The 19,624-nt window shown below is 67.3% G+C and carries 16 protein-coding genes, 1 tRNA gene and 1 pseudogene; 7 read left to right on the plus strand and 11 right to left on the minus strand.

The annotated features are described in order from the left end of the window. The coding region (locus tag ACFWBF_RS34310; RefSeq protein ID WP_385608653.1) for an SAM-dependent methyltransferase at positions 1–270 on the plus strand (270 nt) is incomplete at its 5' end. Between the two features lie 38 nt (positions 271–308). Here ACFWBF_RS34310 and ACFWBF_RS34315 read toward each other — a convergent pair. Together ACFWBF_RS34315 and ACFWBF_RS34320 are read right to left on the minus strand one after the other, a co-directional pair. Further along, a complete protein-coding gene (locus tag ACFWBF_RS34315) occupies positions 309–1,112 on the minus strand; it encodes a helix-turn-helix domain-containing protein (protein WP_385608682.1) in 804 nt (267 codons plus the stop codon). A 201-nt stretch (positions 1,113–1,313) separates the two neighbouring features. Further along, on the minus strand, positions 1,314–1,541 hold the full coding sequence (locus tag ACFWBF_RS34320) for a DUF397 domain-containing protein (protein WP_385608655.1): 228 nt from the start codon (positions 1,539–1,541) through the stop codon (positions 1,314–1,316). A gap of 293 nt (positions 1,542–1,834) precedes the next feature. On the opposite strand from ACFWBF_RS34320, the gene ACFWBF_RS34325 reads away from it, so the two are divergent. From ACFWBF_RS34325 to ACFWBF_RS34335, 3 genes are all read left to right on the plus strand, one after another. Then, positions 1,835–2,305 carry an ATP-binding protein gene (locus tag ACFWBF_RS34325; protein ID WP_385608657.1) on the plus strand — a complete coding sequence of 157 codons (471 nt, stop codon included), beginning with the start codon at positions 1,835–1,837 and terminating at the stop codon, positions 2,303–2,305. Between the two features lie 503 nt (positions 2,306–2,808). Beyond that, on the plus strand, positions 2,809–3,162 hold the full coding sequence (locus ACFWBF_RS34330) for a transposase (protein WP_385608659.1): 354 nt from the start codon (positions 2,809–2,811) through the stop codon (positions 3,160–3,162). A 568-nt stretch (positions 3,163–3,730) separates the two neighbouring features. Beyond that, positions 3,731–5,578 (plus strand): hypothetical protein, encoded by a 1,848-nt coding sequence (locus ACFWBF_RS34335; RefSeq protein WP_385608661.1) that lies wholly within the window; start codon positions 3,731–3,733, stop codon positions 5,576–5,578. Between the two features lie 203 nt (positions 5,579–5,781). Here ACFWBF_RS34335 and ACFWBF_RS34340 read toward each other — a convergent pair whose 3' ends face one another. From ACFWBF_RS34340 to ACFWBF_RS34380, 9 genes and pseudogenes are all read right to left on the minus strand, one after another. Then, positions 5,782–6,723 (minus strand): hypothetical protein, encoded by a 942-nt coding sequence (locus ACFWBF_RS34340; protein WP_385608663.1) that lies wholly within the window; start codon positions 6,721–6,723, stop codon positions 5,782–5,784. An 870-nt stretch (positions 6,724–7,593) separates the two neighbouring features. Further along, positions 7,594–7,946: pseudogene (locus ACFWBF_RS34345) on the minus strand (transposase); the annotation flags it as partial. A 170-nt stretch (positions 7,947–8,116) separates the two neighbouring features. Then, positions 8,117–8,488 (minus strand): toxin Doc, encoded by a 372-nt coding sequence (locus ACFWBF_RS34350; protein ID WP_385608665.1) that lies wholly within the window; start codon positions 8,486–8,488, stop codon positions 8,117–8,119. Between the two features lie 4 nt (positions 8,489–8,492). Continuing rightward, positions 8,493–8,741 carry a hypothetical protein gene (locus ACFWBF_RS34355; protein ID WP_385608667.1) on the minus strand — a complete coding sequence of 83 codons (249 nt, stop codon included), beginning with the start codon at positions 8,739–8,741 and terminating at the stop codon, positions 8,493–8,495. A 139-nt stretch (positions 8,742–8,880) separates the two neighbouring features. Continuing rightward, positions 8,881–9,723 carry a nucleotidyltransferase domain-containing protein gene (locus ACFWBF_RS34360; protein ID WP_385608668.1) on the minus strand — a complete coding sequence of 281 codons (843 nt, stop codon included), beginning with the start codon at positions 9,721–9,723 and terminating at the stop codon, positions 8,881–8,883. Then, complete coding sequence (locus ACFWBF_RS34365; protein WP_385608670.1) at positions 9,720–10,163, minus strand: hypothetical protein; 444 nt, start codon at positions 10,161–10,163, stop codon at positions 9,720–9,722. Before ACFWBF_RS34365 ends, ACFWBF_RS34360 begins: the two co-directional genes overlap by 4 nt. Before the next feature lie 280 nt (positions 10,164–10,443). After that, entirely contained in the window at positions 10,444–11,814 is a 1,371-nt protein-coding gene (locus ACFWBF_RS34370; protein WP_385608672.1) for a hypothetical protein, read from the minus strand. Between the two features lie 344 nt (positions 11,815–12,158). Continuing rightward, positions 12,159–12,233, minus strand: a tRNA-Trp gene (locus ACFWBF_RS34375). A gap of 301 nt (positions 12,234–12,534) precedes the next feature. Then, complete coding sequence (locus tag ACFWBF_RS34380; protein ID WP_385608674.1) at positions 12,535–13,533, minus strand: DnaB-like helicase C-terminal domain-containing protein; 999 nt, start codon at positions 13,531–13,533, stop codon at positions 12,535–12,537. Positions 13,534–14,150: 617 nt separating this feature from the next. Between ACFWBF_RS34380 and ACFWBF_RS34385 the strand changes: the two genes are divergently transcribed. From ACFWBF_RS34385 to ACFWBF_RS34395, 3 genes are all read left to right on the plus strand, one after another. Beyond that, positions 14,151–16,943: a TIGR02391 family protein gene (locus tag ACFWBF_RS34385; protein WP_385608676.1), complete on the plus strand. Its 2,793-nt coding sequence runs from the start codon at positions 14,151–14,153 to the stop codon at positions 16,941–16,943. Positions 16,944–18,261: 1,318 nt separating this feature from the next. Continuing rightward, positions 18,262–18,675 (plus strand): hypothetical protein, encoded by a 414-nt coding sequence (locus tag ACFWBF_RS34390; RefSeq protein ID WP_385608678.1) that lies wholly within the window; start codon positions 18,262–18,264, stop codon positions 18,673–18,675. 226 nt (positions 18,676–18,901) lie between these two features. Further along, the gene (locus ACFWBF_RS34395) at positions 18,902–19,387 is read left to right on the plus strand and encodes a YidB family protein (RefSeq protein WP_385608680.1); all 486 of its coding nucleotides are present in this window, start codon (positions 18,902–18,904) and stop codon (positions 19,385–19,387) included. Positions 19,388–19,624: the final 237 nt, after the last annotated feature.

Here is a 19,624-nt window from a genome sequence, read left to right on the forward strand (position 1 = left end):
TCACACCTGGCATCGGGGAGTTTCCTGGCCATCAGCCACCTGGTCTGCGACGACCAGGTGGCCGCCGAGGAGCTGAGCGGATACCTGCAGCAGACGGCGGGCTGGGGCAGGGTGCGCACCCGCGCGGAGGTCGATGCTCTCTTCGACGGGCTCGAAGTCCTCTCCCCCGGGCTGGGGGACGTCACGGCCTGGCTCCCGGCCACTGCGCGTGCTTCGCGGCGCCTGGAGCGGGGCTGGTGCGAGTACGGGGGTCTCGCCCGCCTCCTATAGGTCGGGGGGCTGAGGCGGCCGGGGGGGTGGGGGTGGTGTCAGAGCGCGGATTTCAGCATGGCCAGGGACTCCTCGACGGAGGCGGAGTGGACCACCAGCTGGGCCATCTGGGCGGAGAAGAAATCTGTCTCGTCCAGGTCACCGATGTACTCCGAGCGGCTCCCGCGCTCGATGTAGGCGAGATCGGGCAGCTGATACTGGTCGAACCTGAGCAGTGTCATCGGCGAGCCCAGGACGAGGCATCGGTTGGTGAACGGCATCACACGAATGGTGATGTTGGGCATGGCGGCCATGTCGATCAGGTGCTCCACCTGGCGGCGCATCACCTCCGGCCCGCCGAAGTGGTTGTGGAGCACGGCCTCGTGCAAGATCGCCAGAAGCCGGGGCCGCGCGGGCGAACACAGCAGTTCCTGGCGTTCCATCCGCAGCCGCACGCGTGCCTCGACCTCGACCTCTCCCTCCAGGAGGTACTTCACCTCGGTCACCGCACGGGCGTACTCCTCGGTCTGCAGGAGCCCGGGCACCAGCTGGTATTCGTAGGTACGGGTCCATGTCGCGGCTTCCTGCAGCCCGATGAACCGGTCGAACCACGACGGGACGATTCGCCTGAAGGGCGCCCACCAGCCGGGCTCGTTCGCCAGCTTGGTGAGCTGCACCAACTGCTCGGCCTCCGCCTTGCCGACGTTGTAGTGCTCCACAAGCTGCACCGTGTCCTCGACTCGCACCCGATGCAGGCCCCGCTCCAACCGGCTCAGCTTCGAGACGGAGATCGCAGGCTGCCGGCTGTCCTTCTGCATCAGCCTCGCCCCCTGGCGGATCTCCCTCAGCCGGTGCCCCACCACCAGATTCAAAGCCGTGGGACTACGGCGGCCCGGAAAGGCGAGGTACTCCTGAACCGACGGAACACGGACAGGGACCTGAACCGGGACTGGGGCGGGGTCGTCGTGGGGCAAGGCAGGCTCCTGCAAGGGACGATGCGGCTACTCGCCGCGAGTCTCCCACTGCCGGAACCTGCCTCGAGCCCACAATCGGATTTATCCCGATCAGCCGATCAAATGATCGAAATCGCCATCCTTGACGCCCTGGAGGAACGCCACGATCTCCCCGCGCGAGTAGTAGAGAACGGGGCCGTGCCGGTCGCGCGAGTTACGCACCGCCGCACCCCCGCCCGACAACCCCGCGACCTCCACGCAATTCCCATCCGCGGCACTACGGCCGCTCTTCACCCACACCACACCCTCGATCGAACCCTCCACGACCGCGCTGCCCATACGATCCACTCCACTGCCCCTAACTCGCCACCGCTTCGCTTCCACCCACGACACGCCGAACCACCCTGAATTGGATAGATGTTCGGATTCTTCTTCTTTCGTGTCGCCGCCACCCGATGCAATTGCATGAGACGGCAGGCGGCGAGGATACTAGCGAGCATCAAGCCACCAGGAATCGCGCTCCTGGATGCCTTGCGGGGGGACGTTCGATGCGGCAACGAGCAACAACTACCGACTGCCACGAGGAAACCGGTACGGCCACGCCACCCGCGGCCGAAACCGCTCCACTCGAAATGAGGATGAGCCACCCCGGCACCCGCACCGACTGGGGCCTGGAACTCGGCATCAGCGCCGCCGGCTTCACCGCCCGCGCCATCACCAACGAACCCGACATCCTCAGCAGGATCCGCCGCTTCACCCGCAAAGTCATGAACGAATGGGACCTGCCCCAACACGCCGACACAGTCATCGCCGTCGTCGATGAACTCGCCGCCAACGCCGTCGTCCACAGCCTCACCACCGGCAGCACCACCGCCTGGCTCGCACTCCTCCGCAAAGACGAAGCCGTCATATGCGCCGTCGCCGACCCCAGCCCCCAACCCCCCGCCCTCCCCCCTCCCCTGACACACGCAACCCTCATGAAGTCACACGGACGCGGCATGACCATCATCGACGGACTCAGCTCCGCCTGGGGCTACTCCGACCCCACCCCCCACGGCAAAACCGTCTGGGCCAAAATCCCCGCACCCCCCACCCCACAATGACCACCCGCCTCCCGGGGTAGACACAGATCGGCGGTCTTTCAACGCAGCACAAACGCCCAGGCCCATTGCGAACCACTCCGAAGAGCGGGGTACGACATCGTGGGAAGCGGATGTCCAGGACGAGCTTCTCGTCGCCGATGCTCTTGAGGTAGTCGTCCAGCTCCAGTGGCTCCGACGCGCCGCCATCCAACGCCTCACTGTCGACAACGACTGCCTGCGTACCGCGCTCCACGACGCCCGTGCGGTCACCCCGCTGCCTCGCCGCCCCCGATGACCTACTCCGTCACGACCAATCAGGTTCGCCAGCGAGGTGTCTCCCAGCACGTGCCGGATCAGTCTCACCAGAAATCCCAGTGGTGGGCGCCCATGATCCCCTCGGCATACGCAGCCAGCGTGTACGCTCTGCTGCCCTGCCAGATGTTGTCAGGGCAGAAGGGTCTGCCGCACGATCGGGTGACATCTGATCTGGCTTGCCCTGTGGGGTGGCTGGGAAGGATGTCGCTGTGCCCAAGCCTTATCCGGAAGAGTTCCGCCAGGACGTCGTGCGGGTCGCGAGGAACCGCGGTCCGGGCGTGACGGTCGAGCAGGTGGCCGCCGACTTCGGAGTCCACGCGATGACGCTGTGGAAGTGGATGCGCCGGGCGGACATCGACGACGGGACCAAGCCCGGAACAACCAGCCAGGAGAGCGCGGAGCTGCGCGAAGCGCGTCGGCGCATCAAGCTGCTGGAGCAGGAGAACGAGGTCCTGCGCCGGGCCGCGGCCTACCTGTCCCAGGCGAACCTCCCGGGAAAAGGATCTTGCGAGTATTTCCTGGGTGCAGCCATGGTCGATGTTCCTCTCATGAAAACCATCTGACCTGCTGTCAACATGCTCCGCATCTCGGGGGAACCTCAACGGCCGTATATCTCCACGCGGTCCGAACCTTCTGGGCCTGGACTGACGCACACTTGTCCTGTAATGCCTCGCTGTGCTGATAACAGAGGCCTGCCGGCCTCTTCATCGGCGCTACATACCGGTAATCGTGGCGCTCATCGTAACGGAGCGTGTATCAGGCACGGACGCAATACCAGCAACGGTGGCTGAACATCGACAGTGGAAGGTCCCATCCCGTCATGCGTGCTGTTCGTTTCCGACCCTGGCCACCGCACTGAAGGCGGCGAAACGTGGCATCCACCGCTGACGCCCTGCAGCCGGAAAGCAAAGGGGCACCAGGGTTGTGCCGGCCGCAGGAATATTGCCGGGCGCGGTGGAGCCGACGCCTGTCCGGCACGCGAGCCTGCCGAGTGGTGGTTGCCCAGCTTCACGGTGCCGCTCTTGTTCCGCTTCCGCTGACGCGTCCCCGCGGGTCCTGCCTGGGACGTCACCCGTTTGGCGGCCGCTCGTTGTCGGAGTGAACCAAATCACCTGATGCGAAGGAGGCCCAGTGGGCCCGTCGTTTGTGATCGAGCGGCTTGAGTTCAAGCGCAACGGCATCTGGTACGTCCGGCGGCTCAAGGGGCTGGTCACCTTTCTGGTCGGCCATTCGAAATCGGGAAAGTCGACCGCGATCGAGACGCTGCTCTATCCGCTCGGGCTGAAGACCCTGCGGGTGATGCCCGAGGTCCGCAGCTGCGAGCAGCTCCGTCTGGTGTTCCGTGTTGCCGGCACGCGCTGGCAGGCCACCCGCAGCGGTTCGGACCCACGGGCCCAGGTGCTCTTGAAGAACCTGGACCGTCCCCGAGAGGCGGAGAAGGCCTTGCCAGTCAGCTCGTCAAAGGTCGGCGAGGTCACGGCGGGCGCGTTCGTCCAGGATCTCCTGGGCCTGCCGGCCGCCGTCCGCGGGACGACGCGGCTCGCTCTGGACAGCTTCTACAACACGGTGCTGGCGCTGCGGCAGAGGACGATCGCCTCCGACTTCTTGGGCGGCGTGCCGGATGCGTCGCGGGTTCTGGTCATGGAGGTGATCCTCGGGCTGTGGAACGAGGATCTGGCGGGGCTGGAGAAGAACGCTTCCGAGACCGAGTCGCAGTACCGGGCCGCACGCGCCGCTCTCTCCCAGTTCAAGAAGCTGCGTGACTCCGGTGCCCTGACCGATCCGGACGCCACGCGGGCCGAGTACGAGCAGAAGGTCCGGGAGCACGAGACAGCCTCCAAGCGGTGGCAAAAGGCAGCCGGTGTGCTGACAGAGGTGGTCGGGGAGCTGGGCCGTCTCGCCGCGCTGTACAAGGCGGCGGAGCAGCACCGCCGTAAGGCGGCTAGGCAGGCCGATGCCGTACAGGCGAAGCTGAGCGGCGCGAAGGCGGACCTGGCGCGTGCCGAGGGCGCGCGTGACGCCTTGCTGGTGCCGTCGCAGAAGGAGTGCACGCTGTGCGAACAGCGTCTCCCCGAACGCGCCCCCGGGCACTGCCTGCAGTGCGATCAGCCTCACCCGGAAGGGGAGAACCGGCGAGCCAGGCAGCTTGCCGCGGCGAGTGCGAAGGTAAACCGGCTGCGACTGCAGGTGCGCGAGCTGAAAGACGTCGTGGCCGCCGCCGTCCAGCTGGCGGCGGACGGTGAGAAGGCTGCGGCTCGGGCTCTCGCGGACCGGGACGCCTTCGAGGAGCGGCGCCTCGCGCCGGCCCGCAGCGCCGCGCAGCAGGCGGAGAAGGAGGCTTTCGGGCTCAGCCGGGATGTCGCCCAGCTCAAGCGGCAGATCGAGAACGCCGACTACATCCGGGTCCAGGAACAGGTCATCAAGGAGGCGAAGGAGCGGATGGAGGCCGCTCAGATGGCCCGGGATGCCGCTCAGGGAGCTGGTGGCGTCCGCCGCAAGGAGGTCGCCGGCCGCTTGTCGGCCTTCTTCCTCGCACGTCTGCAGCAGATCAACCCGGCCGTCGAGACCGCGCACGTCGACCCGCACGACTTCACCACCCTCGTCAGGGAACGCGACGAGGCGGACAAGACGTTCGATGACAGCTCCGTCGCCGGGAGTCCAAAGGTCGCGACGAACGTCGCCCTGCTCCTGGCCCTGCGCGACCTCGGCCGGGTCGACGCGGCTGTCCGGATTCCTCCGTTGATGATCATCGACTCGCCCCTGGCCGGGCTCGGCGCGACCGGCCTCGATCGCGACACCAGCCTGCGTCTGATCGACACCCTGATCTCCATCGCGGATGACCCCTCCGCCGATGGTTACGCCTGTCAGGTCATCGCCGCCACCAACGACCCCCTCCCCCGTCCCTACCCCGGCGTGACGGAGATCCCGATCAACGAGATGGCCCGGTTCTTCGACCACGCCCCCCGCCTGGAGAGTTGACCCGCTCCACAGGGCAGTGCTGCGGCAATGGGCGCAGCACTGCCCAGAGCCTCCCAGGGGGCGGCTGGCAGACGACAACCCGGAGCCATGAGCGGGTCCGTCGGGTCTGGGCGGGGCGCCCTGCGATCGGTGCACGCAATGGGGCGCTGCCATCCTCCAGACGGAGGCGGGTGGGGCCGGCAGCCTGGGCCGTACGGGGCGATCTAGAAGTGGTCTCGCTTCAGCGTTTTCAGCAGCTTGGTGTGGGTGGGCCCGAGGCCGCGCGTCTGCTTCATGCTGCGCCGCAGATCGTAGGAGTCGGGCTTGACCATGGGCCGGGCCCGTACACCGACGATGCCTGGGCCGAGGAGGTAATTCGTCGTCACGACGGTGGCCTGGTGGGCCAGGAGGAACTCCAGGACACGCAGTTGCTTGCCGCTGTCGCGTGAGAGACGGCTGAGCGCGGAGAGCGGGACGACGAAGCCAGGTTGGCTCTTGACCTGCCGCAGCAGGTAGATCAGAGCCTGGTCGAAACGCGGGTCGGTGCCGGAGGCCACGACAGACTGGCCGTCGCCTACAGGCCGGACACTGCTGGGCGGCGCGTGGAACATTTCCTCGGCACCGGGCAGTGCGGGCCGCGAGGCCTGCGGAAGGACGTAGCTGTCCTCTCTGCCGGCCGGGGCTTCCGTCACGTTCGACAAAGCGGTCAGGCATGCCCACGCACGGGGGTAGGCGGTGTCGAGGTCCGCCAGGGTGTTGGAGGTGACCGGCTTGCCGGGCTGCTCCAGGAGAGAGCGGAGCGGGCCGGTGGCAGCTTCCGTGATGTCCGCTATGCCAGCGGCTCCGATGGGACCGCCATGCGCGTGGAAGTCCTCCAGCTTGCTGTTGCGGACAGCGACGACCACGGCAGCCCGAAGCCACGCCGGCGCCGACAGAGGACGGTGCTGACTGACCTCTTCCAGGAAGGGGGTGGCCAGCACGTCGGCGTATTCACTCGGTAGGGCCGCCAGCATCCGCGCACGGCGGATGACATCGACGACGACACTGTGCGCCTCGCTGTCGGTCAGGCCCGCGCGAGCCAGGAGCCCGGGCAAGGTCGTGCGGCAGAACCCCCTCACGAACTCCGTGTCCTGGATGCTGTCGCCGCGTGTGTCCGTAATCGCCATGCCCGCCCCGTCCCTGTACTGCTTGCTCCCGGCAGCCTAGATTCCCGACGCCCAGTTCACAGCGGAAACCGGACAGTCGTGATCGCTCAGCAGCGGACGGGACTACGTGTCCCCCGCAGCAGGTACGGCGTTGAAGGGTGACAAGGTGATGTGAGAGGAGAGCGTGTGTCGTACGGATACGGTGGCGGGCCCGACTGGCCGATGATCCAGGCACGGCGTCGCGCCGAGGGGGAGGCGACCTCGGCCCGAGGTGAGGCTGCGGGCTACAGGGCGGCGGCCGACCGGTGGAAGGCAGCGTTCGAGGTTCTGGCCGGTCAGGTGAGAGCTGCGGTGGGACGGACCGGCACGGAGCACCGCGACGGTGGCCAGTGCGGGTGTTCGTCATGTTGGGAGGCACTGATCGCCAGACTCGCGGAGGAGGCGGAGGGGAGCGCAGGTCCGACCGGCGGGGCCGGCGCTGCGGCGTTCTCGCTCTCCGACCTGTTCGGAAAGGCCGGCCCACAGCCACGCCCGTGAAGGAGTCCTTCCCGTTCGGCCGAGCAACGGATGTGACGTCCAGGGTCTGGGAGTCGGCTCTTGGCTCGATCCTCGCTTTCTCAAACGCGGCCATGATGGAGGAGACGTCATCGGCAGCCGTATCTCGACATCCCAGCTGGTCCAAGCGCCGCCGGCGGCGGCATGAGGTAGTGCACAGCGCTCCGTAGACAGCGGTCGGAAGTGAGAACGGTCCGAGGACGTGCGGGCAGGGCGGCACCGGCATGCAGTCCCTTCGGGAAGAGGCCCCTATACGGCGTGCCTGGCCATGATCTGCGGCTGCTCATGGTCGGCGGCTGGGACTGCTGTGCCAGGGCGCGGGCACCCGTGCCACCGGACTACTCTCGGAAGCTGCCCTACTGTCAACTCCCCTTCGTGTTCAGGACACAATCCCGCGCGAAATACGCGGCTGCCCGGCGCAGGATCTCCCGCTCGAGCTGCCATTCCTTCTCCGCCTTGGCCAGCCTGGCGTTCTCCGCCCGCAGCCGGGCCAGCTCGGCCTCGGTGCCCTGCGACGCGCCGGAGGCGACCAGACGATCTTCGGCGTCACGGACCCAGGTCCGCAGCGTCTCGGGGTTGACGTTCAGATCGGCCGCGACGTCCCTGAACGTCCGCCTGCCTGCCGAAGCCCGCCACAACGCGATCGCGTCGGACCGGAACTCCGCACTGTACTTCGATGGCCGTGCCACGTGGATCTACACCTTCCAGGATCAACAAGATCCATTGTCAGGTGTGTCCACACCACGGGGATCGCCTCAGACCGCTGCCCAGAAGTAGTCATGCCAGTTCGTATCGGTGACGAACCCGTCGTCCGTCTGCGCGAAATCCAGGCGCTGCACCGCACGTAGCGCTCCTTGGTTCAGATACGCCAGGACCGGATTCGGGCCGCCGCGTCGTAGGCGTCCGTGCGTCCGGAGTCGATGTCGCGGGCCAGGTCAACCAAGGCTCCGTAGGGAGCGTCGATGCCCTCGCCCGCGGCGTGCATGTACGCCGCTACCAGGCCCGCACCGAACAAGGCGTTGCGGGCGGGGAGGGGGCGCAGTCGGATGACGGCGTGCATGAGGGCAGCGGCGCGCCAAGCGTTGTCGACGGTTGCGCCGATCTGAGGGGTGTTGACGCGGTGACGGCCGACGGCGGCGACCAGGGCGGAGAAGTCGTGGATGGAGGGATGCTTGGGCAGGACCTCGGCCTGGCGCTCGAGGAGCCAGCGGATGTCGACGTACAGGTCCACAGGTTCAGGCCGCCCGACCCGAGGCGTCCAGGCGGGACGGGGCGTCGTCGGGGAATGCCTTGTCGAACGCGTCCCCCTGGTCGGCGAGGAAGGACCGGAAGACTTCTGCGGCCTCTTCCAGACGCGGGTCACGGACCGCGTCCTGCGCGGCCTGCGTGATCAGCGCGGTCACCGTGGTGCCTTCCGTCTCCGCGCGTTCCTTCAGCAGCGCGTGCAGCTGCTCCTCGACCCGGATCGTCACCGTTTTCGACATACCTCCGACCGTACAGCAGCACGTAAAGCAAGTTCAACGGAACAAGAGAACCGATGCCAGCGCCGAGGGCAGAGCAGGGCAGCGGAGCTCGACGGGTCCATGAGTGCAATGGACAGCGGAGCCTCGCGTACCGGGCCGGCTACCGCCGTGGTCGCGGCTCGATGAGCAGTGCGTCCATAGGCTTGGTGTGATGAGGGCGCATGACCTCCAGCCAGGTCCTTCCACCATCCAGGAGACGGCCCATGTATCCGAAGCCGTTCCACCCCAGATCGACGAAACAACGCTCGGCCTGCTGCTCCCGGCCGAACAGCCGCTGACCGTGCAGCGTCACCTCCCCCAGATCTACGCCCCGCTGCTCCAACGCCACCAGGGCGCACGTCGCTGCCCGACGCAGAGGGCTCGTCTCCACCCACCGCCGCCGTACATGCCAGGCGACTTCAGGGTCTTCGAGCTCCCCGTCCACCAGCCTCAACGGCGTAATGCTGATCCTTTCCTCCGTGTGCCGGCCGAACAGCTCGATCCTCGCCGGGCGCGGCACGAGGCTCTCCAGCCCTTCGAACTCCGGAAGCATGTGGTCCCTGGGCGCAGTCCCGGCTTCCGGATCCGCTGTCAGGGAGGCAAGGCGCTCGCGAGCCAGGGAGAACGGCTCGCCCTTACGCCAGAGCAAGAACAGTTCGAAACCCTCGTCCTGCAGACTGCTGCGGCCACGGAACTGGAAGGAGATCCCCCGGGTGCGGCCCCTCAGGGCCTGCCGCATCCCCACGTACGAGTCACGCCCGTTGATCGAGGCATCCAGCGACTCGCCGAGCCAGCGCTTGTCCGTGCCGTGCTCGATGACGACGTCGACATCGTTCGGCTCCAGCGCACCGCGCGCGTACGACCCGAAGACGTACACCTCCTCCACCAGGCCCAGCGGCCAGTCGCCGCCCTCGAGCCGCGTGATCATGTCCGCCAGCAGACGCGTCGCGCGCTCACGCTTCACCCGGCCGCTCCCTCGGCATAGGCTGCACGGAACTCCTGCGCCACCAGGAAAACAGAACCCGGCACCGCACGCGGCTTCCCGTCCTGCCACGTCCGCCCGATCACCTCCGCCGAGGCCCTCCCCCGCGCCAACTGATACTCCTCGACAGCTGCGGCGAACTCCTCGGGAATCTCCCGCCGGTCCACCACACCCGCCACCGCAACCTGCGGGAAGGAACCACCGAACGTCTGCAGCCGCGACCACCCCAGCGACCGGCCGGCCTTCCGCAGCGCCGAACGGATCAGATCTACCCCGCCCAACTCCTCTGCCTCGTCAACCCCGAGCCGGAGTTCGTAAGACCCGCCGAAGCCACCCCCACCCGGCGGACACGAACGACGCAACAACGGCACCAACACGGCGACAAGACGCTCATGACGCGGATCACCCGCAAACGACGGCATCCACCGAGCGTAGCCGGACACGACACGCCCCCACCCGGCGTTCCGCCACACCCACCCACAGGGGCGACATCCCGCCCACCCGCCAAACGACAGCAGCCTTCACCCACAAAACGACACCCTCACACCGCCCTCAACCCAGGCCAGCACCAATGAAAACCAACGACGCACACCCCATACACAACACACGACGCCCGTCACTTGACAGTTCAAAGCGTGCGGGTTCGCAGGCCACCGGTGAAGAGCCGCTGCTATGTCGGATAGGACGGCGCGGCCGCGGTGGTCATCCGGGGGCGATCTCCTCCGCAAGGCCCGTACCGCGGGCGATGGCGTTGAACGGGTCCGGGAACGGCCGGAGCTCCTCGAGGTAGGCCTTCCAGACCACATCCCTCGCTTCGCCAAGGTGAGCGGTGAAGAGGTAAAGCGCCACGAGGTGGGCGGGCATGGCACGACCCCAGGTCTGGCCTTTCTCGTTGTCCCACCATGCCCTGAGGACTGCCCTGGTGTCCTCCAGGCTCAGCACGCCGGCGCTGGGCAGGATGGCGGTGCGTACGACGAATTCGCCCTCGTCGAAGCTTCCCACGCCGGTGAGCAGCCCGGGCAGGTACGGGAGGAAGTAGGGATCGGGTCGGACCCCGATCACGCGGGACCGTTCGGCTACGGGGAGCGCCGCAAATGCGCTCTCCAGGGCAGGCAGGCTCGTTCGGACCTCTGGGTGGGTCACGAGAGCGAGGGTCCTGGTCTCGTCGGGCCGGAGGTAGCCGTTCGTCGCGGTCTGGGCGGCGATGTTCGTGATCTTGGTGTTGTAGAGCATGCGCATGGGTTCGGGCAGGGCTTTCCAGAAGGCCGGGAGGTCGCCCAGGCGGCCGAGAGCAGCAAGCTGGATCGGGGGTTCCGCCTTCTCCAGCCGGGACATGTGGCGGACTAGGTGCTCCTCGGTCAGGGGCTGGTCTCGGTCGGCGAACAGGCGCAAACACTGTGCCATCCGGTCGGCAAACATCGGTGCTGCGAGAGGCATCCTGTCGTCCTCGATCTGCAGCAGGGCAAACTTGGCGGCGAAGTCGACCAGCTTCGCGCGGGAGGCGGGGCGAACCCGGTCGAAGAAGGTGTGCCCGAGGTAGCCCGCTTCGAACGTGAACGCGGGATCGACGACGTGGGCGATGAAGCTGTCGAGGACCCTTTGGCCTTGGCTGGGCTGGTGGATGAGGACCGCGTCGAGGGCCGCTACGAGATGGGCGCGGGCGTACTCGGATGTCGGGACGTACAGCTCGCCCATGGGGCGCAGGGAGGGATGGGCGCACAGGTGCCGGTCCTCGCGCAGTCGTTCGAGCTGTGTCCTGTGGGTGCGATCGATGAGTTCCAGCTTCTCCGCGACGTCCAGAATGGTCTTCTCGACGTTGAGCATGAGGGGTACAGCATCCGGCTCGCCGGGCTTCTGGGCGCGCTCGACGTCCTGGACCAGGGCGCGTGCGTCGGCTTCGCCTTCCTCCTTGAGGACCTCGATCTTGTGGATGAGGTCCGCGCACGTCGCGGTCCAGGTCAGCACGATCGCGGCTCGGGCGGCGCCGGTGGCGTAGCAGCGGTGTGCTTCCCTCACCAGCGGTCGTACGTCCGGGTTGACCACCCGGTTCACCAGGTCGTCCAAGTCGAGCATTCGCTCCTCCACCCCTTCGTGCTGTGATGCGACAAGCGTCAGATGGCCTGTCGAGGCCAGCCTATGAGGCAGACTGCGCAGCCCGGGCCGGATGCCTGCTCTGGCCGCGCCGGGGTGGCTGCGGGTTGTTCCATGGCAAGTAACCAGTTAGTGCACGCGGTCGCGACGGCCGGCAGGCGGGGCGCGCCAAGGGTCGGCTCGGCTTCTCCGAACCGTACATGCAGCACTGGCTTCGCAGGCTGCGCAGGAAGCTACCGGACCTTGTGGAGCGGTCTTTCGCTTGGGATCCGCCGCCCGAGCTTGTCGAGAAGGTGGACGGGATCGTCCTGGTCGAGGTGTAGGGGCAGGGGCGGCAGGATTCGAACCTGCGACGTATGGGTTTGGAGTCCGCGGCTCTGGCCGGGCTGAGCTACGCCCCTTCACTGGGGGAAGCCTGTCACCAGGACTGTGCCGCGCACCACCGGTTTTCGGGTCCGTCAGGCAGCGTGCAGTGCAAGGTTGCCCCTGACCACCTCTACCTCGCTTCCCCCGAGGCGCTGCAGACGGTTGCCCAACGCGCGGCGCTGGGCGCTCACCGGGCCTTGCCGTCTCAGGTGTTCGACGACCTCAGCACCGGCTGCATGCGCCGGTGAACGCTTCGCCGCCCACTGGTTTCAGTCCTGGTCGCGTTGGCCTGGCTCTGAGGACATGGTCAGGGCCAGGCCGGCAGCTGGGAGGCCGTCAGGGGGAGACGAAGCGGCAGTGTTCCGGCTCCAGCTCGAGTTCGATCGCGGGCCCCGGGCCAGCCACCCGGCGCAGAATCGCCGTGGAAGGGTAGGTGGTGGTGTCCCAGCTCCCCTGGGTACCTGGCCGGTCCAGGACGAGGACCCGGTCGCTGTAGTCGGCCATGCCGGCCGGCAGGTGCGCGGCGGTGACCAGGTCGTCAGGGTCGTCCGGGTCTTCCGTGACGACCTGCGAAGTGACCAGGACGGCCAAGTTGTATTCGCGGGCCAGGGAACGGAGTTCTGCCATGGTCGCGGCGGTGTCACGCCCCTCGTCGGTGAAGTCGCTGAAGTGCCAGAGGGAGTCAACGGCCCACAGCCTGAGCGTAAAGCCCCTGCGGGCTGCGGCCAGCAGGCCGGCTCGGAGGCTGTCGCGCGCGCTGGTACCCACTTGCGCGCCGTGCCGGAGCAGCGGGGTGGCGTCGAGTTCGGGCACCGCGGTGGCCTTGAACGTCTCCCAGCCGCCGGGAGGCACCTGCGAACGTACGTCGAACCCGTATCTGGCGGCGATGACCTTCTGGGCCAGGGCCTTGCTGGTGATCTCCCCGGAGGTGAACAGGGCGCCGATGCGCTGCTGTGCGTTGTGCAGGGCGACGTTCAGCGCCAGGGTGGAGCGGCCGGCCGTCGGCAGTGACACCAGTGCCGTCACCGTCCCCGGGGCAAGGGATGCAAGTGCGGCGGCGTCCGCGCCCCACGGCCAGACACACCGCGGCGGCACGGGGGGCTGTGTCGTGGGCGGAGGGCTGGTGGCGGGGGTTGTCCGGACAGCGCCCGCGGTCGTGGCTTCGTGGGTCAGGAGGTCGACGGCCGCCGCTCGTCCCTGGGCGTCGAGGGGGGTAGGCAGGCGGCCGGCGGCTGCGGCTTGCCTGACGCGGCGCAGTGCTTCCTGGTAGCCGCATCCCACGGCGGTGTTCAGATCCTTGGCGATGCGCTGCTGGTGGGTGATGTTCCGGGTCATGACAGCTCCTGCGCGCTGGCTGTGCCGTCCCACCCCGGCGTGCCAGGTGCGCGGGACGTCATGGTCACGTCTGCGGGCACCGCTGTTCACGCCTTCCGAGCGGCCGCTCAGGTTCGCCTTCGGCCAGAGGTGGGTCTGGGCCGTGGCACGTGCAGACGAAGCACGTGCCGTAGAGGATAGCCAGCTGCCCGGGAGGGCCGAAAGGGTTGGTTCACGCCACTGGCGGGGCCGGTGCGGTGCCAGGTGGCGAGAGTGTGGGCGGTGTCGGCGGGCGGGTTGGTGCTGAAGGGTAGCCGCGGACGAGCGCGAGGGCGACCTCCAGGTCGCCGATGCCGGTCGAGGCCCTTGGTCAGGCCGCGTTCGGCGAGCGTGGTGAAGCGGTCCCAGTCTCAGTGGACCTTGGGCGACAGTCGGTAGATGCCGGTGCGGTCGGTCCCTGGGGAGGCAGAGCGTGCCGTCCGGGTCGGTGCCGAGTTTTTGCGCAGCTGCGAGATGCGGGTCTGCAGGGTCGCCTCGCCTCCAGAACCGGTTGCCGCTGCCATCCTGGGCTGGCTGGCCGGCTACCGCCACCCCCGCCGCCGGGACGCCGCGCTCATGGAGGGGGCGAGAATCATCATGTGACTGACGACGCACGGCTTACCGCCGGTACCCGAGAACTACTTCAAGCGGTGTACGCCCTGATGAAGCAGCGAGGTGACTGGCCCACGTTTACTGCGGTAGACCTGTGGGTCGATAGGCATCTGGGTATCGAGGACGCTCAGGCCGCACTCCTCGCTGTTCCCGACGCGTTCCTGTTCCGCCCCTGGCAGGCGCACGGCTTCTCCAACAATGACCCGGTCAGGCTGACCCTCCGAGGAGTCACCGCGTGCGATGACGGACCAGAGGATCTTCAACTCCTTGAGCGGTTCGTGGCCTGGACAGTGGACCTCGAACGCAGCGATACCAGCCCGGCCGAGACCCCGCTCATCGTCAACAGCAAGGCTTTCGCCGAACACGAGGGCCTGCCCATCGGCAGCCCCGACGACATCAACGAACCTCCCACGGCAGGCACGTCCACGGCGTCCGACGCGGCCACGATTACGCCTTCCCAAGCACCCCCGAATATGGAAGCGAAGGCGATTGCAGCAGAGGTGGATGCCGCGCAGGGACTCGTGGCGCGCCTCAGGGTCCTTGTCGATCTACTCCCAGGCTTCTGGACCGGCAGCGGCTGGGCGTCCCAAAGCCCCTGGCTGTGGCACCTCACCGTAGACCGGCCGCGCCTACGGCCATACCGGCGCGTGCACGGTGTGGACGGACTCCTTAAGTACGCCGAGACGACCGAGCGCGAGCGCACAGCAGCGGCATCTGCAATGTTGCACAGGCTGAACGACACCCAGCCCTCGGACCACACCGACATGCCGACAGGGTTCTCCGAGGAGCAGACGACGCCGGTCCAGGACCACAGCCTGGACGTGCTGCTCAGCTTGCTGCGCGAGGAAATCGTGGACTCCTGCCAGGCACCGCTGCGCGCTGACCTGTACGACGAAGCCGTCTTCGCCGCTTTCCGACGCCTGGAAGACGAGGTCCAGCAAAGGTCGGGCAACTCGGCAATCGGGGACGTGCTGATCAAGTCCGCCTTTAAGGAGAAGCAGAACCCGATCCGGATCTCCGACCGCGACGGCGACATGGACCGCATGGTCCAGCTGTTCGCGGGCGCCATCGGCCTGTTCAAAGGAGACCGTTCCCACAAGGACCACCCGAGTCTGCCATGCGTGTCGCGTCGGGAATGCCTTCGGATCCTCGCCCACGCCAGTTCGCTACTGGACCTGCTCGACCGTGACCTCGACCGTGCGCCAGCGGTCCGCGGTTACCAGTACGACCAGGGAGACCTGACGCTGTGGATCGAGCGGGCCGGAGCCCGAGTCCAGGTCTGGCTGGACGAGACGGTGCCGCTGACCACGCGCAGCTTCCAACCGGGCACTCTGGTCGTCGACGTCTCCGCCGTCTCTCCCGGCGAGCACCGCGTCCACCTTGTCGACGGGACACGCCACGGGCCGGCGCACCCTGTATGGCTGGTGCGCGATCCACAACGCTCGACCTGGTATCGCATCACGGAAGTAGGCGTCCCGCTCTACAAGGATGCCCTCGGGCAGCAACTGCTCGATATCTCCGGGGTCCGGCTGGAAGTCCTGGAAGGGGGAGTCGCCAGTCAGCGCGTTGCGCCCACACGCGAGACCTACCAGGTAGGCCACTACGTCGAATGGCACTCTTCGCACTCTCGCGTGCAGGGAGGACCTGCTTGGGCGCGCGACCGCGACGGCGGTCCGCTCCGCCCCCTGGGCGATACCTCTTACCTACTCGACGGCCAGCCAAGCGCTGCGGTGCACGAGGAGCGTCTGATGCGCATCAGCATCGAGCCAGGGATCCTGCGCCTGCACCGCGATGACGCTGTCCCCTTGCGTGTGCTTGGCCACTACACCGACGGCACAGCGACATGGACCGAGCCGCTGAACAGCCCGAAGGTGGAGAGCACGGACGAGAAAGTCGCGTTCTTCACAAAAAATACCGTCCGGGCCAAACACCCAGGCATCACCACTCTGCGCTGCCAGCAAGACGGATGCTACGCGGAGGCACTCGTCAACGTGGCCGCCCACCCCCGCTGGACCGTCACGGAAATACTTACTGGTCTCCCACCTGTCAGTGGTATCGCCTGCACCCCCAAGGGCCTCGTCGTCAGTACGCGCGGCCGCCACATCTGGCGAGTGGACGTGAGCGACGGGGCGTACCGGATGGTCACCGCAGTGCCCCCGGTCTCCGCCCACGACCAGGGCACAGACACCATCGCCGCACGAGACGACGGAGAACTCGCCGTCCGCCTCCTCGGCGACCGCCGCATTCTGGTGCTGCACCACAGCGACGACTACCAGAGCAGCGAAATCGTGACACCCGAGGCAGAAGGCGTGCCGATGACCTTCGCATGGGACAGCGAAGCTCTGCTCATCGCCATGCACGACGGCGCACTGTACCGAGTCGACATGGACGGCACAGCAACAGAAATCACCCGCGTCCAGGGAACGCCCATCGGGATGGCCACCAGCGCAGATTCTGTCCACGTCCTCTGCGCACCGTCACCAGGCCCCGCCACGGGAGACGACTACAACAGGCTGTGGAGCATCCCGCTCACCGACATCAACGCAACCACAGACCTCCTCCAGGACCATAAGCTCGCTGGACTCAACGGCATCACCCTCACCGAATCATCCATCCTGCTCAGCGACTTCAACGGAGGGCGGCTCCTCAGCCTGCGCAACAACAGAATCCGCGAAGTCGCTGCCGGTCTCACCAACCCCAGCCAACTCGCCACCACCGACAGCGGCGACACCTACCTCGCCGACTTCGGAGCCGGAGCCATCCACCGGCTCCTGCCATAACTACCGGCAGCCCTACCCAGGCTGATCGCGTCAGCCCGACCACGCGAACCTACGCACCATCCTTCGGCCGCCCAGCGAAAGTGAACAACCGATCAACGAACCTGACCAGATCTCGCGATTCTGCAGCTCAGATACCAATGCGCCATACGCCGGAACCGACCCCCAGCCCCTCAACGCCGCAACGACAGCTGAACCATCTAGATGATCAGCCCAGCTCACAGCTGTCGAGAACGACCATGATCATTGGGCGCGGACAGCGGCCCTCGCTGCGCTGGGCATGGACTGGGCGGGACCGGCGCCGACCACCCAGGCCGCCCCGGCCAGCCTCTGACCGCTTCCCACACCCACCGGACCCCGGGCCTCTTGAGGCGCGGGATCCGGTGCTGTTCCCATGCGCCGGCCTTTCGGACCCGGGCGGCCGGGAGTCCCGCAGTTTGCCGGCGGGGCGGTCCGCCGTCTGGAGGGGGTTGGGTAGGGGAAGTCGAAGCTTCACCAGGTCTGGAAAGGGTCCCTCAGTGAAGTAGTCGGCGTTGTCAGCTCCCCTTGACCGTATGGCCTGACCTGCGCCGTTGTCCGGCCGCCGTACGGTCGTGAGGCGCCCTGCGAAGCACCCCGTCAGACGCCTTGGTGAACGTTCTGCCGAGCGTCCTGGAAGGCGCCCTGCCAGGCGCCCCGACGTCAGCCCTGATCTTCAACCGCGCGGCCCGGACGCGGCGCGGCCCTGCAACGCGAGGCGCAACACGGCTACCAAGAGCCTCTATCAGAGGCATCACCGCAGGTCAGAGTGCAACGCGCGGCGGTGTTGCACTGAACGTGTTGCAGCGCCAGAAGCCGGTGTTGCAGTCGGCGGCGCCGGGCTGAGGGGAAGCTCTGCGAGGCCGGGACCGGCGCTGACAGACTCGGGTGCGTCGTGATCATCGAACGCGGACGGAGGACGCGTTGAGCCAGCAGGAGCAGCCCTGGCAGCCGGGCCCGAACGTTCGAAGAGGTCCACCTGCTGGCCACTCGCCTGACGGTCGCATTCAGGTAGGGAACCCCGACACATCACAGGTTCTGGCCACGCGCTCATCAACATGGCCAGAACCTGCGGATACAGCAGCCACCTGCCGCCTGGCAGCACGACGCGCCTTGCCCTACTCCGGTCAGTCCTGCAGCTTCAGGCGCAGCCAGGGCAGCGTGCAGCTCGACGGTGTGTCAGCACCCCATGACCGGCCAAGTGATGGCCGGATCCCGATCAGTGGATCAAGGTTCGTCTCCGGGGCAGCAGGTGTGGCCCTAGCCTGACGAGAACTAATCCGACCGAGTTCAAAGGGTGCCCATGACCAGCAGCGAAGCCGAACCCACCACAGTGACCGCCGACGAAGGCATCCAGCAGATCCCGGCACAGATCACCGTGCCCCAGCCTGCCGCCGTCACCGGCGCCCGCGACAAGCTCCTGGCCGCCATCGGCGCCGAAGCCCAGCACGTCGCCGAGAAGTCCGCAGGACAGGCATCCGCCGCCCTGGCCGAGCTGGCCCGCGCCTACACCCTCGTGGCCGCTACCTCTCCGAGCCCCGAACTCCCTGCCGACGGGGCCACTGCACAGCTGGGCAGCCTTGTCGTGGCCCAGGCCAGGAGCATGGAAGCGTCGCTCAACAGGCTGGACGAGCAAGTCACGTACGACCCCAACCACCTGCTGGACAGCCTGATCGACAAACTGCACCTGAAGAACGAAGCGGCACTGGGCAAGTAGTCAAACAGCATCCCGCCGTTCCAAGACGGACATTCGACGAAGTAGCCGCCGGGCGAAGAGGATCGTCATGCACTTCGCCCAAGCCGAACAGCCGCCCGTGCAGCGTTAGGCCGACGTCCCGCCCGCCGCGCCCCAGCCTCGAACGAAGGAGGCCAGGGCGCGGCGCTGTTCTTCCTGCCGGGCGGACTGCTGCGCGAGGACCTGGCGGTCAAGGTTGCCGGAAGTGATGCCCCTCGCCGCCTTCGAAGGGGATCATGTCGCTATGACCAACGAAGACGGTGTGAACGTGCAGCCAACGTCCTTGACGATCTCAGCAGAGAGCCTGGCCGATGCCGGTCTGGAGTCGCAGGTGCGGTCGTGGATCGGCGGCGGCCCCAATGAGGTGATCACCGCCGACCAGATCGTTGCGGTTGTCGGTGAGGACCAGCTCGCCCAGGCCGCCGAGAGTCTGCGAAGGGAGCCCGCCGACCTGGCCGCTGACCTCGCCGCCCGACTGCCCGGACTCGTCGACGCCGCCGCGCCTGACGGCCAGACCGCTTCCGCCGCCGGAGGCGGGTTCTCCGGTTTCCAGGTCCGCTGGGCCCCGATCCCCGTCCAACTCCTGACTGGAGACTTGACGATCGCCCCCGTGATCGCGCCAGCCAGCGGCCTGACGCTGAACAACGAGGTAGCGATCGACGGCTCGGTGACCCTCACCGTCACGTACCTGTAAGCGATTCCGGCAACTCGGCAAAGCAACACCACAGCACCGGCCGGGCCGTCCTGCGGGGCAGCCCGGCCGGAGATCTCGTTGAGCCCATTCCGTGGGTCGCCGGCCCGCCAGTGCCCAGCCTCTGAGCGGCCGGCACCGAAACCCAGACCGTCGCGGACAAGTCCCCGGGCCAGGCATCCGAGGGGCCTTGACCCCGGATTTTGAACACGTCTATGCGGCTTGGGTCAGGGTAGTTGT

Source organism: Streptomyces sp. NPDC060028 (assembly GCF_042736725.1).
In the GTDB taxonomy this organism is placed as follows: Bacteria; Actinomycetota; Actinomycetes; order Streptomycetales; family Streptomycetaceae; genus Streptomyces.

Excerpts from the sequence above, each read along its gene's own strand:
- ACFWBF_RS34320 (WP_385608655.1), bottom strand. The coding sequence starts at position 1,541 with ATGGGCAGCGCGGTCGTGGAGGGTTCGATCGAGGGTGTGGTGTGGGTG.
- ACFWBF_RS34325 (WP_385608657.1), top strand. The coding sequence starts at position 1,835 with ATGAGGATGAGCCACCCCGGCACCCGCACCGACTGGGGCCTGGAACTC.
- ACFWBF_RS34340 (WP_385608663.1), bottom strand. The coding sequence starts at position 6,723 with ATGGCGATTACGGACACACGCGGCGACAGCATCCAGGACACGGAGTTC.
- ACFWBF_RS34355 (WP_385608667.1), bottom strand. The coding sequence starts at position 8,741 with ATGTCGAAAACGGTGACGATCCGGGTCGAGGAGCAGCTGCACGCGCTG.
- ACFWBF_RS34365 (WP_385608670.1), bottom strand. The coding sequence starts at position 10,163 with ATGCCGTCGTTTGCGGGTGATCCGCGTCATGAGCGTCTTGTCGCCGTG.
- ACFWBF_RS34370 (WP_385608672.1), bottom strand. The coding sequence starts at position 11,814 with ATGCTCGACTTGGACGACCTGGTGAACCGGGTGGTCAACCCGGACGTA.
- ACFWBF_RS34380 (WP_385608674.1), bottom strand. The coding sequence starts at position 13,533 with ATGACCCGGAACATCACCCACCAGCAGCGCATCGCCAAGGATCTGAAC.
- ACFWBF_RS34390 (WP_385608678.1), top strand. The coding sequence starts at position 18,262 with ATGACCAGCAGCGAAGCCGAACCCACCACAGTGACCGCCGACGAAGGC.
- ACFWBF_RS34395 (WP_385608680.1), top strand. The coding sequence starts at position 18,902 with ATGCCCCTCGCCGCCTTCGAAGGGGATCATGTCGCTATGACCAACGAA.